At 69.2% G+C, this 12,418-nt stretch carries 17 protein-coding genes; 11 read left to right on the top strand and 6 right to left on the bottom strand.

Annotated features, from left to right (window positions below):
* Positions 1 to 150: 150 nt before the first annotated feature.
* Positions 151 to 1,080, top strand: coding sequence for an EamA family transporter (locus tag CS1GBM4_RS21070; protein ID WP_186420720.1), 930 nt, complete (start codon positions 151 to 153; stop codon positions 1,078 to 1,080).
* A 79-nt stretch (positions 1,081 to 1,159) separates the two neighbouring features.
* Here the strand turns inward: CS1GBM4_RS21070 and CS1GBM4_RS21065 are convergent, their stop codons facing one another.
* On the bottom strand, positions 1,160 to 1,654 hold the full coding sequence (locus CS1GBM4_RS21065; protein ID WP_186420719.1) for an outer membrane protein assembly factor BamE: 495 nt from the start codon (positions 1,652 to 1,654) through the stop codon (positions 1,160 to 1,162).
* A 127-nt stretch (positions 1,655 to 1,781) separates the two neighbouring features.
* Here CS1GBM4_RS21065 and CS1GBM4_RS21060 point away from each other — a divergent pair, with 127 nt between their 5' ends.
* The 7 genes from CS1GBM4_RS21060 (at position 1,782) to sugE (ending at position 6,604) form a co-directional block, all read left to right on the top strand.
* The gene (locus CS1GBM4_RS21060; RefSeq protein WP_244607330.1) at positions 1,782 to 2,327 is read left to right on the top strand and encodes a ubiquinol-cytochrome C chaperone family protein; all 546 of its coding nucleotides are present in this window, start codon (positions 1,782 to 1,784) and stop codon (positions 2,325 to 2,327) included.
* A complete protein-coding gene (locus tag CS1GBM4_RS21055; protein ID WP_186420718.1) occupies positions 2,324 to 2,875 on the top strand; it encodes a DUF177 domain-containing protein in 552 nt (183 codons plus the stop codon). Before CS1GBM4_RS21060 ends, CS1GBM4_RS21055 begins: the two co-directional genes overlap by 4 nt.
* Positions 2,876 to 2,987: 112 nt before the next feature.
* The gene (gene plsX / locus CS1GBM4_RS21050) at positions 2,988 to 4,052 is read left to right on the top strand and encodes a phosphate acyltransferase PlsX (protein ID WP_186420717.1); all 1,065 of its coding nucleotides are present in this window, start codon (positions 2,988 to 2,990) and stop codon (positions 4,050 to 4,052) included.
* Between the two features lie 14 nt (positions 4,053 to 4,066).
* On the top strand, positions 4,067 to 5,044 hold the full coding sequence (locus tag CS1GBM4_RS21045; RefSeq protein WP_280177743.1) for a beta-ketoacyl-ACP synthase III: 978 nt from the start codon (positions 4,067 to 4,069) through the stop codon (positions 5,042 to 5,044).
* Positions 5,045 to 5,237: 193 nt separating this feature from the next.
* The gene (locus CS1GBM4_RS21040) at positions 5,238 to 5,552 is read left to right on the top strand and encodes an integration host factor subunit alpha (protein ID WP_186420862.1); all 315 of its coding nucleotides are present in this window, start codon (positions 5,238 to 5,240) and stop codon (positions 5,550 to 5,552) included.
* Positions 5,553 to 5,587: 35 nt separating this feature from the next.
* Positions 5,588 to 6,157, top strand: coding sequence for a MerR family transcriptional regulator (locus tag CS1GBM4_RS21035; RefSeq protein WP_186420716.1), 570 nt, complete (start codon positions 5,588 to 5,590; stop codon positions 6,155 to 6,157).
* A gap of 132 nt (positions 6,158 to 6,289) precedes the next feature.
* Positions 6,290 to 6,604 carry a quaternary ammonium compound efflux SMR transporter SugE gene (gene sugE / locus CS1GBM4_RS21030; protein ID WP_186420715.1) on the top strand — a complete coding sequence of 105 codons (315 nt, stop codon included), beginning with the start codon at positions 6,290 to 6,292 and terminating at the stop codon, positions 6,602 to 6,604.
* Positions 6,605 to 6,630: 26 nt separating this feature from the next.
* Here sugE and CS1GBM4_RS21025 read toward each other — a convergent pair whose 3' ends face one another.
* On the bottom strand, positions 6,631 to 6,801 hold the full coding sequence (locus CS1GBM4_RS21025) for a hypothetical protein (RefSeq protein WP_186420714.1): 171 nt from the start codon (positions 6,799 to 6,801) through the stop codon (positions 6,631 to 6,633).
* Between the two features lie 263 nt (positions 6,802 to 7,064).
* Here CS1GBM4_RS21025 and CS1GBM4_RS21020 point away from each other — a divergent pair, with 263 nt between their 5' ends.
* Positions 7,065 to 7,568 (top strand): ferritin-like domain-containing protein, encoded by a 504-nt coding sequence (locus CS1GBM4_RS21020; protein WP_186420713.1) that lies wholly within the window; start codon positions 7,065 to 7,067, stop codon positions 7,566 to 7,568.
* A 7-nt stretch (positions 7,569 to 7,575) separates the two neighbouring features.
* Here the strand turns inward: CS1GBM4_RS21020 and CS1GBM4_RS21015 are convergent, their stop codons facing one another.
* Positions 7,576 to 8,532, bottom strand: coding sequence for a LysR family transcriptional regulator (locus CS1GBM4_RS21015; RefSeq protein ID WP_186420712.1), 957 nt, complete (start codon positions 8,530 to 8,532; stop codon positions 7,576 to 7,578).
* Positions 8,533 to 8,627: 95 nt separating this feature from the next.
* Positions 8,628 to 9,047: a DoxX family protein gene (locus tag CS1GBM4_RS21010; RefSeq protein WP_186420711.1), complete on the bottom strand. Its 420-nt coding sequence runs from the start codon at positions 9,045 to 9,047 to the stop codon at positions 8,628 to 8,630.
* Between the two features lie 185 nt (positions 9,048 to 9,232).
* Between CS1GBM4_RS21010 and CS1GBM4_RS21005 the strand changes: the two genes are divergently transcribed.
* Both CS1GBM4_RS21005 and CS1GBM4_RS21000 read left to right on the top strand, forming a co-directional pair.
* The gene (locus tag CS1GBM4_RS21005) at positions 9,233 to 10,165 is read left to right on the top strand and encodes a ring-cleaving dioxygenase (protein WP_186420710.1); all 933 of its coding nucleotides are present in this window, start codon (positions 9,233 to 9,235) and stop codon (positions 10,163 to 10,165) included.
* 71 nt (positions 10,166 to 10,236) lie between these two features.
* Positions 10,237 to 10,884 (top strand): alpha/beta hydrolase, encoded by a 648-nt coding sequence (locus CS1GBM4_RS21000; RefSeq protein WP_186420709.1) that lies wholly within the window; start codon positions 10,237 to 10,239, stop codon positions 10,882 to 10,884.
* A 5-nt stretch (positions 10,885 to 10,889) separates the two neighbouring features.
* Here CS1GBM4_RS21000 and CS1GBM4_RS20995 read toward each other — a convergent pair whose 3' ends face one another.
* Complete coding sequence (locus CS1GBM4_RS20995; protein WP_186420708.1) at positions 10,890 to 11,039, bottom strand: hypothetical protein; 150 nt, start codon at positions 11,037 to 11,039, stop codon at positions 10,890 to 10,892.
* A 104-nt stretch (positions 11,040 to 11,143) separates the two neighbouring features.
* Positions 11,144 to 11,977, bottom strand: coding sequence for a 3-keto-5-aminohexanoate cleavage protein (locus tag CS1GBM4_RS20990; RefSeq protein ID WP_186420707.1), 834 nt, complete (start codon positions 11,975 to 11,977; stop codon positions 11,144 to 11,146).
* Between the last annotated feature and the right edge of the window lie 441 nt (positions 11,978 to 12,418).

Raw genomic sequence — 12,418 nt, 5'->3', positions numbered from 1 at the left:
TTCCGTTGCGGCGCAACGCCTTGCGCGCGAGAGCGGAATCGAATCGGGAAGCCGTTGAATCGGTGTGCGAAGCTACGGCCGGAAGCGTAGCGTCCTGACGCGACGCGGCACTGCCCGGCTGCCATGGTCCGCCCATTCATGGAGGATCTCATGGCTGCCGACGTCACGCCCGCTTCCGCCGCTTCCGCTCGATCCGGCCATTTCACCGACCTCGCGGCGCTGCTCCTTCTCGCCACGCTCTGGGGCGCCTCCTACAGCTTGATCAAGCTCGGGGTCGAGACGATCCCGCCGCTGACCCTGATCGCGGCGCGCACGCTCATCGCCGGGGCGATCCTGCTCGTCGCGATCCGCTGGCGCGGGCTCGCCCTGCCGCGCGATCCGGCGATCTGGCGGCGCTTCCTGATCCAGGCCTGCCTCAACAGTGCCGTACCCTTCACGCTGATCGCCTGGGCCGAGACCAGCGTCGATGCCGGCCTGGCCGCGATCCTCAACGCCGGCTCGCCGATCTTCGCCTTCCTGCTCGGCCTGCTGCTGTTCCGCGCCGAAGCCGCCGCCGGGCGCAAGCTCCTCGGCGTCGCCGCCGGCATGCTCGGCGTCTGCCTGATCATCGGCATGGAGGCGCTGTCGGGTTTCGGCCGCGAGCTCTGGGCGCAGCTGGCGCTGGTCGCGGCCGCGGCCTGCTATGGCGGCGCGGCGCTGTTCGGGCGCAATTTCAGGGGGCTCGACCCGATCATGCCGGCGGCCGGCTCGCTGATCTGCGGCGCCGCCATCCTGATCCCGTTCAGCCTGCTGATCGACCGTCCCTGGACGCTCGCGCCGTCGGCCGCATCGCTCCAGGCGCTGCTGGCGCTGTCGGTGCTCTCGACCGCGCTCGCCTTCATCATCTATTTCAGGCTGATCGACCGGCTCGGCACGGTCGGGACGACCTCCGTCGCCTATCTGCGCGTGCCGACCGGCGTCGCCATCGGCGTCCTGTTCCTCGGCGAGCGCCTGAGCCCGACCGCCTGGGCCGGCCTCGCCCTTGTCATCGTCGGGGTGGTGGCGATGACGCTGCCGGAGCGGAAGCCGAAGGATAGCTGAGCAGTGCGCGGCGCGCTCCGGAAAAAAGCCCCGCGGCGATGCCGCGGGGCTTTCCCGGTGTCGATACGGAGACGCGCCGTCACGTTCCGAACGGCGTGAACTTGGTGACGCCGCGGAACAGGTTGCGCAGGAAGCTCTGCTCCTCGCCGCCGGTCGGCGTGGTGCGGCTGATGAAGTCGAAGATCACGCCGTCCTGCAGGCCATAATTGGCGATGCGCTCGACCTTGAAGGCCTTGTTGAAATAGATCACCAGCACCTTCTGGTCGATGACGGAGAAGTCCTGGAACTGGAAGCGGCGGCGCACCGTCTGGCTGATGTAGTAGAAGGTGCGGTTGCCGACGGTCGAGGTCGTCGACGGCGTACCGAGCGTGGTCAGCACCGTCTGCACGTCCATGCCGGGCTTGACCTTGGCGATCAGCTCCTCGTCCATGACGAAGCCGCGGGTGAACTCCTCGTTGAGACCGGCCGAGGTCGGAGTGCGGAAGCCGAGATGGGTGGCGGTGCCGCAGCCGGCCAGCGGCAGCGCGGCGGCCAGCGAGCCGATCAGGACGGTACGGCGGGTCGGAGCGGTCATGCTTGGCGGATCCGGAGGCAGGCGCGCGGTCCTGCCGCGCTTGTCATGGTGGGTGCGCTTGGCGTAACGCCCGAGCATGGCTTTGGCAAGGCAAGTCGCTTTTTCGCCGGGCCGATCGGGAAAGGTGGTGGAGGCTGTGATCTTCGGCCTGTTCGGCAGGAAGCGCGCGCGCATGGCGCCGGTCAACGCGTTGCTGGAGCGCATCGTCGCCGCTTCGCGCGAGCCCGCCCTTTATCTGCAGGGGCGCGTCCCCGACGATTTCGAGGGCCGCTTCGAGGCGCTGACGCTCCATCTCTTCCTGGTGCTGCGCCGTTTGCGCGAACTGCCGGCGCCGGCGGCCGATGCGGCGCAGGACCTGATCGACGCCAGCTTCGCCTATCTCGAGCTCGGCTTCCGCCAGGGCGGCATCTCCGACATCGCCGTGCCGAAGCGGATGAAGAAGATCGGCCGCAGCTTCTATGGCCGCCTCGGCGGCTACGAGGAGGCGCTCGCCGCGGCGGATGCCGATGCGCTCGCCGCCTCGCTCGCGCGCAACATCGGCCCGGAGGTCGACGCGGCGGCGCTCGCGCGCCATGTCGCGGCGGCGGCCGCCGTCTTGGCCACGCGCTCGCTCGACGATATCCTTGCCGCCGACCCGTTGTTCCCGCCTTTCGCCGATCGTCTCGAAGCATGACCGCGCCACGCCAGGACACGCTGCCCCTTCGCCGCCCGATCCGCGTCGAAAGCATCACCTTGCGCCCGGTCGCGGTCGAGCTCGTGCCGGAGCAGGGCGATCTCGCCGCGATCGCCACCTTTCTCGGAGTCGCCTCCGTCGAGACGCTCAAGGCGAGCTACTCGCTCTCGCGCAATGGCGAGCGGGTCAAGCTCGAGGGCATGATCAGGGCGGGCCTGCACCAGAGCTGCATCGTCACGCTCGAGCCCTTCCCGGTCGAGCTCAACGTGCCGGTCAGGCTCGACTTCGCGCCGCAGGACGAGATCGCCGCCATGGCGAGCCCGTCCGAGGATGACGAGATCGACATCGAGGTGCTGCTGAACGAGGAGGAGCCGCCGGAGCCGATCGTCGACGGCACGATCGACCTCGGCGCGGTCACGCTCGAGTTCCTGGCCCTGTCGCTCGATCCCTATCCGCGCAAGCCCGGTGTCGAGTTCACCGAGCCGGCGCCGGAGACGCCGGCCGAATCGCCTTTCGCCGCGCTGCTGCAGCTGAAGCGCGGCGAATGACGGGCGGGACCCTCGGCGCTTTTGCTTGCGGCGGGCGTCCAACCCGCTATTGTCCGCCGCCCGCCCGGCCGCCCCGGCAGGGGGCGCAGCCCCTGGAATTGATCACCGCCTCATGACACGTCCGGTTACAATCGCGCTCGACGCCATGGGCGGTGACCACGGCCCGTCCGTGGTCATCCCGGGCGCCGCCCTCACGCTCGAACGCCGCCCCGATGCGCGCTTCGTCGTCTTCGGCGATCAGGCCGAGGTCGTGCCGCTGCTCGACGCGCATCCCAAGCTCAAGGCGGTGACCACCTTCCACCACACCGAGGTCTCGGTGAAGATGGACGACAAGCCGAGCCAGGCGCTGCGCTATGGCCGCTACAAGTCGTCGATGTGGCGCGCCATCGACGCGACCAAGACCGGCGAGGCCGACGTCACCATATCCGCCGGCAACACCGGCGCGCTGATGGCGATGTCGAAATTCTGCCTGAAGTCGATGGCGCAGGTCGAGCGGCCGGCCATCGCCTGCCTGTGGCCGACCGCGCGCGGCGAGAGCATCGTGCTCGACGTCGGCGCGACGATCGGCGCCGACGCCCGTCATCTCGTCGATCTCGCCGTGATGGGCGCCGCCATGGCGCGCGTGGTCTTCGATCTCGACCGGCCGAGCGTCGGCCTGCTCAATGTCGGCGTCGAGGAGATCAAGGGCGTCGAGGCGGTCAAGGAGGCCGGCCGCATCCTGCGCGAGAGCGCCTTGCCGCATCTGGCCTATCACGGCTTCGTCGAGGGTGACGATCTCGGCAAGGGCACGGTCGACGTCGTCGTCACCGAGGGCTTCACCGGCAACATCGCGCTGAAGACCGCCGAAGGCACCGCCAAGCAGATCGGCGAATATCTGCGCGCCGCGATGGGCCGTTCGCTGATGTCGAGGATCGGCTATCTCTTCGCGCGCGGCGCCTTCGCCGCGCTGAAGGAGAAGATGGATCCGCGCAAGGCCAATGGCGGCGTCTTCCTCGGCCTCGAGGGCATCGTGATCAAGAGCCATGGCGGCACCGACGCCATCGGGTTCGCCAGTGCGACCGAACTCGGCTACGAGATGGTGCGGGAGAATCTGATGGCCAAGCTGCGCGAGATGGTCGCAGCGACGGCCCGGCCCGGTGCGGAGCCGGTCGAGCCGCAGGTCGCTGCCGGCGAGTAGGGAAGAGAACGTCCTTGTCCAGAATGCGATCCGTCCTGCGCGGCTGCGGCTCCTATCTGCCGGCGCGCATCCTGACCAATGCCGAGCTGGCGACGAAGGTCGACACCAGCGACGAGTGGATCGTCCAGCGCACCGGCATCCGCTCCCGCCATATCGCCGCCGAGGGCGAGACCACCGCCACGCTCGGGCTGAAGGCGGCGCAGGCCGCGCTCGCCGACGCGGGCATCCCGGCGAGCGAGGTCGACCTCATCATCGTCGCGACCGCGACGCCCGACCATACCTTCCCCGCGACCGCGACGGAGATCCAGGCCGCGCTCGGCATCGACCACGGCGCCGCCTTCGATCTGCAGGCGGTCTGCTCCGGCTTCGTCTTCGCGCTCGCCACGGCCGACAAGTTCCTGACCAGCGGCGCGGCCAGGACCGCGCTCGTCATCGGCGCCGAGACCTTTTCGCGCATTCTCGACTGGGAGGACCGCGCCACCTGCGTGCTGTTCGGCGACGGCGCCGGCGCCGTGGTGCTCCGGGCGGAAGAGGGCACCGGCACGCTCGCCGACCGCGGCGTCCTGACGACCCATGTCCGCTCCGACGGCCGCTACATGAACAAGCTCTATGTCGATGGCGGGCCGGGCTCGACCAGGACGGTCGGCTTCCTGCGCATGGAGGGCCGCGAGGTCTTCAAGCACGCGGTTGTCAACCTCGCCGACACCGTGCGCCACACCTTCGAGGAGACCGGGCTCACAGGCGCCGACATCGACTGGTTCGTGCCGCACCAGGCCAATCGCCGCATCATCGACGCCACCGCCCACAAGCTCGGCATCAGCGAGGACCGGGTCGTGATCACGGTCGACCGACACGGCAACACTTCGGCGGCCTCGATCCCGCTCGCCCTGGCGCAGGCCCATTCGGACGGGCGCATCAAGCCCGGCCAGCTCGTTCTGATCGAAGCCATGGGCGGCGGCTTCACTTGGGGCTCGGCGCTGATCCGCTGGTAGCGGGGCCGGTCAGGCTAAGCACTTTTGATCTATGACATTTTCTTAGCGGCTGTCGGCGCGGTTTTCCGCGTTTTTCAACCTGCGCGGGCATGGCGAGGATTGACCGCAATCGCCTCGCCGCCTAGCGTCCGCCTCCGGTGGGGCCAGGTTCGATGGGGACGCCGCTGCTTGAAGAAACGCCTTGGAGGAGCTGATGGCGGGGCAAACGATTACGCGGGCCGATCTGTGTGAGGCAGTCTACCAGAAGATCGGCTTGTCGCGGACGGAGTCGTCGAAGCTGGTCGAGGCGGTGCTGGACGAGATCTGCGACGCGGTCGCACGTGGGGAGAACGTCAAATTGTCCTCCTTCGGCTCCTTCGTGGTGCGCGACAAGGGCGAGCGAATCGGGCGTAATCCGAAAACCGGCGTCGAGGTCCCGATCGAGCCGCGTCGCGTGATGGTGTTCAAGCCGTCCAACGTGATGAAGGCGCGGATCAACGGACAGAACGGCGCGGGCGAGGACGAGTGACTCTGGAGTTCCACGACGGCGGATTCGAGGCCGAATTGGATAACAAGAGCCCAGACGCATTCAGAACCATCAGCGAGGTCGCCGATGACCTCGACATTCCCCAGCATGTCCTGCGTTTCTGGGAAACGCGCTTCTCCCAGATCAAGCCGCTGAAGCGCGGCGGCGGCCGGCGCTACTATCGGCCCGACGATGTCGCGCTGCTCAAGGGCATCCGCCGCCTGCTCTACGGCGAGGGCTACACCATCAAGGGCCTGCAGCGCATCCTGAAGGAGCAGGGGCCGCGCTATGTCCAGGCGATCGGCCGCGGCGGCGAGATCGCTGGCGGCGGTGCGGCTGCTCCCGCGCCGGTGGTCGCGCCGGCTCCGTTCGTGCCCGCGCGGGCCGAGCCGGCAGCCGGGCCGCAGCCGATGCAGCCCCATCAGCCGGCGGCCATGGAGCCGGGATTCGCCGCCAAGGCCCTGCTGTCCTCCCTGCCGCGCGCCGCCCAGCCTCTGGTCGGCGCGGACGACCTCGCCTTCCTGAAGGCGACCCTGTCCGAACTCGTCGAGTGCCGCCGCCTGCTGCATGGCGCGCTCGCGGCCGCGAGCGCCGGCGAGGAAGGCTGAGCCCCGTTCGCCGCCGCTTGAAGCCCGGGTTCAGGTTCGGTAGGTCAGCTGCGAGGACGACCTCCGCGAAGCGAAGCGCGCGCGTTTCCACATAGGCGTGGACGACCTCGCCCTTCCGACAGGAGGGCCGCCATGGCCTGGACCTATCTCTTCCTCGCCGGCCTGTTCGAGGTCGGCTGGGCCATCGGTCTGAAGTACACGCAGGGCTTCACGCGCCTGCTGCCGACGGCCCTGACCGCGGCGAGCATGGCGGTGAGTCTCGGGCTGCTCGGCCTTGCGCTGAAGAGCCTTCCCCTCGGCACGGCCTATGCGATCTGGACCGGCATCGGCACGATCGGCACCGCCGTCCTCGGCATCGTCCTGCTGGGAGAGCCGGCGACGGCGCTGCGCCTCGCCTGCATCGGGTTGATCGTCGCCGGCATCGTCGGGCTGAAGCTGGTGTCCTGAGGCGGCGGCACCAGCTGCGCCGTGGCTCAGCGCCGCCGGAACGCCTCCGGCCACAGGCCGCCGCGCTCGAGCAGCAGGATCGCGACGATAACGGCCAGCGTCACCACCACGGTCACCAGCTTGGCGTTCCAGGGCACGCCCCGGCCGATCAGCCAGATCAGGGCGAGGCCGGCGAGCAGCGGGATCAGCATCTCCATGGCGCCAGCCTAGAGCATGCTGCGAAAAACTGGCAACGGCCTCGCATCGAGCATGTTCTAAGCCGTTGGGATCGATCGGATCATTCGCTTCTGGGCGGTCCTGTCCCAAAGCCGGCGCGATCCGGCGCGGATCGACGGCGCCTGCATCCGCCCTCGTTTCGTCAGGAACAGTTCGGGGCCGCATACGTTGCTCCGACAGGGAGGCGCGCTGCCGGCATGGCGGCGTCCCGAACCCATCGGAACATTGCGGACAGGAGGAAGGCATGGGCCTGTTTTCCAAGGACATCAAGTCGATGGACGATCTCTTCGTGCATCAGCTCCAGGACATCTATTACGCCGAGAAGCAGATCACCAAGGCGCTGCCGAAGATGATCGAGAAGGCGACGGACACGCAGCTGCGCAACGGGCTTCAGGCCCATCTCGGCGAGACCGAAAACCATATCCGCAGGCTGGAGCAGGTCTTCCGGCAGCATGGCGCCGAGGCCAAGGGCGTGGATTGCCCGGCCATCGACGGCATCATCGAGGAGGCCGAGGAGATCACCGGCGAGGTCGAGGACAAGCAGGTGCTCGATGCCGCGATCATTGCCGCGGCGCAGGCGGTCGAGCATTACGAGATCACCCGCTACGGCACGCTGACCGCCTGGGCCAAGCAGCTCGGCCGCGAGGATTGCGCCGCCCTGCTGCAGCAGAATCTCGATGAAGAGCACGCCGCGGACGGCAAGCTGACCAAGCTGGCCGAATCCGGCGTCAACCGTAAGGCGGCGTGAGGGCCGGCTACGCCATCCCGGCCGGCGAGGGCGCTTCCGCGTCCTCCCGGCCTGCGGGCCCGCCTTCCATCAGCGGCCGCAGCCTGGCGAGCTCGGCCGCCATGAAGTCGAGGAAGAGGCGGACCCGCGGCGACTGGCGCAGGTCGGGATGGGTCAGCAGCCAGAGGTCGGCCGCGTAGCCGGCCTGCGGCGGCCCGAGCCGGCGCAGGGCCGGCCGCTTGTCGGCGATGAAGCAGGGCAGGTAGCCGATGCCGATTCCGGCTTCGACGGCTTCCGTCAGGCCGAGGACGGTGTTGATCTTGTAGACCACCTTCTCCGGCGCGACGGTCTTCTGGACGTGCTGGACGACCTTGAAGGCGCCGAACTGGTCGCCCAGCGAGATCCATGGGCGATCACGCAGGGTCGCTTCGGCCGGCGCTGCGGCCTCCGGAAAATCGCTGCTCCTGCCGTAGAGCGCCCAGCCGATGCGCGCGGCGCGCCGGCCGATCAGGTTCTCCGGCGGGTTGTCGGTGGCCCGGATCGCGACGTCGGCGTCGCGCTTGCTGAGGTTGAGCGCCTGGTTGCCGAGCAGTACGTCGAGACGGATTTCCGGACATTGCCGCATGAACGCCGCGAAAAGCGGCGTCACCAGCTCGACCAGCAGCGTGTCGTTGGTGGTGACGCGCAATTCCCCCGCCGGCTGGATTTCGCGTCCGGCGAGGCGGCGGGTGAAGCCGGCGATGTCGGTCTCGAGCCGCTCGGCCAGGGCCGCCATCTCCTCGCCGGCCGGCGTCGGGACATAGCCGGAGCGATGCCGCTCGAACAGGCGCGTGCCGATGCTCTCCTCGATCTGGCCGAGCCGCCGGAACACGGTGGAATGGTTGAGGCCGATCAGCTCGGCGGCTGCGGGCAGGCTGCGCGCCTCGGCAATGGCCTTGATCAGCCGGAAATCGTCCCAGGCGACGGAAGAGGCGGGGTTCGGCAAGCGTTCGGCTCCGGGCGAAGTCAGACAGCCTTGAACATGGTATGGGCGGCAGGTTGCCACAACCTGCCGCCCGTTCGTCGCGACGCTCCGTCGGTTCAGGCGAGCGCGGGCTTCGTCGCCGCGCCGGCCGGGCGCAGCGCCAGCGCGCCGTCGCCGATCAGCACATGGGCGAGGGCGGTCAGGGCCAGGAAAGCCGGGTATTCCCAGCCGCCGTTCGGCGCGGTGAACAGCCAGCCATTGCCGGCATGGACGCTGAGCGCGCCGAGCAGGATCGGCAGCAGCGCGAGCGAGACATAGCGGCCGTGGATGCCGAGGAGGATGGCGAGCCCGCCGAGCGCCTCCGCCAGGATGATCGGCCAAGCGAGGAAGCCGGGCAGGCCGATCTGGCCGAGGAAGCCGGCGAAACCGGGAACGGTGAAGACGGCGAGCTTCAGATAGGCGTGGGCGATGAACATGACGCCGAGCGCAATCCGCAGGGCGAGCGCGCCATAGGGGGCGAAACGGGTGTCGATCATGGGTCTGTCTCCGAAGGACCGGGCTGGCCTGCGGCGGAGAATGATGATTTCACATACGCAATTCAAATTGGCATTTCAGAATGTTACCATTGCTGGTACGCAATGAACTCGCTCTGGCATTCCGCCGCGGCGCGCTCATCTTGGTGGCAACCAGGGCAGCCTCCCGCAGCCCGGAGGACGACATCATGCAGATCAACGGCATCCACCACGTCACCGCCATCGCCGGCCCGGCTCGCCGCAATCTCGACTTCTACAGCCGCGTGCTCGGCCTGCGTCTGGTCAAGAAGACGGTGAATTTCGACGATCCGACCACCTGGCACCTCTATTTCGGCGATGCCGCCGGCAATCCCGGCACGATCCTGACCTTCTTCCCCTGGGAGCATGTCGCGCCCGGCCGGCTCGGCGTCGGCGAGACCGAGGTGACCGCCTTCCGCATCCCGGAAGCGGCGATCGGCTACTGGGCTCATCGCCTCGTCGCCCATGGCGTCGCCCATGAGGCGCCGCAGAAGCGCTTCGGCGAGACCGTGCTGAGCTTCCGCGATCCGGACGGCATGCGGCTCGCTCTGGTCGCGGTGCCCGGCAGCGAGAGCGAGCCGGCCTGGGACAATGGCGAGGTGCCGCCCGAATTCGCGATCCGCGGCTTCCACGGCGTCGCCCTGCTGCTCGACAAGACCGAAGCCACCGCGGCGATCCTGCGCGGCGTCTTCGGCTTCGTCGAGGCGGGCCGCGAGGGCAACACCGTCCGCATGCGGGCCGAGGGCACCACGCAGGGCGGCATCGTCGACCTGCACGCCGCTGGCGGCTTCCTGCCGGCAAGGATGGGCGCGGGCTCGGTGCACCACATCGCCTTCCGCGCCGGCGACGATGCCGAGCAGGAGCGCATGGTGAAGCAGCTCGCCGGACAGTTCGGGCTGCACGCCACCGGCCAGAAGGATCGGAACTATTTCCGCTCCGTCTACTTCCGCGAGCCGGGCGGCGTGCTGTTCGAGATCGCGACCGATGCGCCGGGCTTCGCCGTCGACGAGCCGGCGGCCGATCTCGGCGGCACCCTCAAGCTGCCGGCGCAGTACGAGAGCCGCCGCGCCGAGATCGAGGCGGTGCTGCCGGCCCTGGCCTGAATCGCGACAGGCGCTCCGCCACGCGGCGGGGCGCCTCCTCTCGACCGTCACCATGAAAGGAGGCCGGTGCCATGGCACGTCCTGCATCGACCAGCACGTCCGAGACCTTCATCCACCGCTTCGAGCCGGCGACCGGGCCCGGCCGGGCGCCGCTCCTGCTGCTGCACGGCACCGGCGGCGACGAGACCGATCTGCTGCCGCTCGGGCGCACCGTCGCGCCGGGCGCGGCGCTGCTCTCGCCGCGCGGCCGGACGCTGGAAGCCGGCATGCCGCGCTTCTTCCGCCGCCTGGCGGAGGGCGTCTTCGACGAGGATGATCTGCGCCGCCGCACCCATGAGCTCGCCGACTTCGTCGAGGAGGCCAGGGTGCAATACGGGCTGCCGGCTCCGATCGCGCTCGGCTTTTCCAACGGCGCCAACATCGCCGCCGCGATGCTGCTGCTGCGCCCGGAGGTGCTCTCGGGGGCGGTGCTGCTGCGGGCGATGACGCCCTTCCTCAAGCCGCCGGCGGCGGCGCTGGCGGCCAGGCCCGTGCTGATCGTCTCCGGCAGCCTCGACCCGATCGTGCCGGAGGAGAATGCGGCGCGGCTGGCTGCGACGCTCGCTGGAGCGGGCGCCACGGTCGAGCACCGCACCCTGCCGACCGGTCATGGCTTGTCGCAGGCGGATCTGCGGCTTGTGCGGGACTGGCTGGCGGAGCGTCCGGTGCCGGCGGAGTGAGGGGCTCAGGCTCCGGGCCTGACATGCGTCGAGAGATAGCAGGCCAGGCCGAGCCCGCCGAGCATCACCGAGATCATGTAGGGTCCGAACAGGCAGGCGACGAAGACCGCCGCGATGAAGCCGAGCATCAGGCTGTTGCGCCAGTCCAGGATCATGACGGAGCCTCCATGAATCGGTGCCGACATCATGAAGATAACGTTCACCCTGTGAACCGCATTTGAACGGAATGCGTTAACGGAATCTTGCCGCCGGCCGTCCCTCACGCGGCAGGCGGCAGCTTCAGAAGGCTGCGCGCCTCGGCCGCCGTCGCCGGCCGGCGGCCGTAGTCGGGGCAGAGCGCGACGATGCGCTCGACCAGGGCGGCGTTCGAGGGCGCGAGCCTGTCGCGGTCGAGCCGGACATTGTCCTCCAGCCCGGTGCGGCAATGGCCGCCGAGCTCGAGGGACCAGCGGTTGAGCGTGATCTGGTCCTTGCCGATGCCGGCGCCGGTCCAGGTCGCGTCGGGGGCGAGGCGCTTCAGCGTCGCGATGTAGAACTCGAACACGGCGCGGTCGACCGGCATGGCGTTCTTCACGCCCATGACGAACTGGACGTGCAGCGGTCCCTCGATCGCGCCGGCCTTCGCCATCTCGGCCGCCTTGAAGATCATCGACAGGTCGAAGGCCTCGATCTCCGGCTTGACGCCGTGCGCCTTCATCTCGGCGGCGAGCCAGTCGACCAGTTCGGGGCTGTTCTCGTAGACCCGGGTCGGGAAATTGCAGGAGCCGGTCGAGAGCGAGGCCATGTCCGGCCTGAGCGGGATCATGCCGCCGCGCTCGCGCCCGGCGCCGGAGCGCCCGCCGGTCGAGAACTGCACGATCATCCCCGGGCAGTGCTTGCGCAGGCCCTCGAGCAGCCGGCCGAAGCGCTCCGGATCCGAGGTCGGCAGGCCCTCGTCGGTGCGGACATGGCAATGAGCCAGGCTGGCGCCGGCCTCGAAGGCCTCCTGCGTCGATTCGATCTGCTCGGCGACGCTGATCGGCACCGCCGGATTGTCGCGCTTGCCCGGCAGCGAGCCCGTGATCGCGACGGTGATGATGCAGGGCGTGGTCATGCGCGAGCCTCCGGTTCCGGCCCAGTCAAGACGATTTCGCCGGCGCCGGCAAAGCCGGCATCCGCTGCATCGGCCGGAAGCGGCCGGCCGCTCACCGCAATCCCTCGGGAAGCGGCGCACGCCATGGCCTTCGGAGAAGCTGCGACAGCCCCGCGTCAGCCTCGCATCGCGCCGGCCCGGTTCGCGCGGCCGAGCCGGCTCGTTCGCGGGCAAGCGGCACCTGAGCCGTTCTCGCGCGTTGTCCCTGCGAGGCCGCCATGCGGCAAGGAGAAGAATGCCATGATGTTCCGCCTTTTCGAGGTCATCGCCGACAGGGTTCGCGAGCAGGCCGCCGATTATGCCAGCGCCCAGGCGCGGATCGGGGCGAGGGCTCTCGCCGCCGCGATCGATCCGCTGGGCCTGATGCCGGGTGGCGTCGGGATGCTGGCGGTTCCGGCGCCG

Source organism: Allobosea sp. CS1GBMeth4 (assembly GCF_900185715.1).
Taxonomy (GTDB): Bacteria; Pseudomonadota; Alphaproteobacteria; order Rhizobiales; family Beijerinckiaceae; genus Allobosea.
The sequence above is the reverse complement of the archived record's forward strand: the minus strand, read 5'-3'. Positions and strand labels throughout refer to the sequence as shown.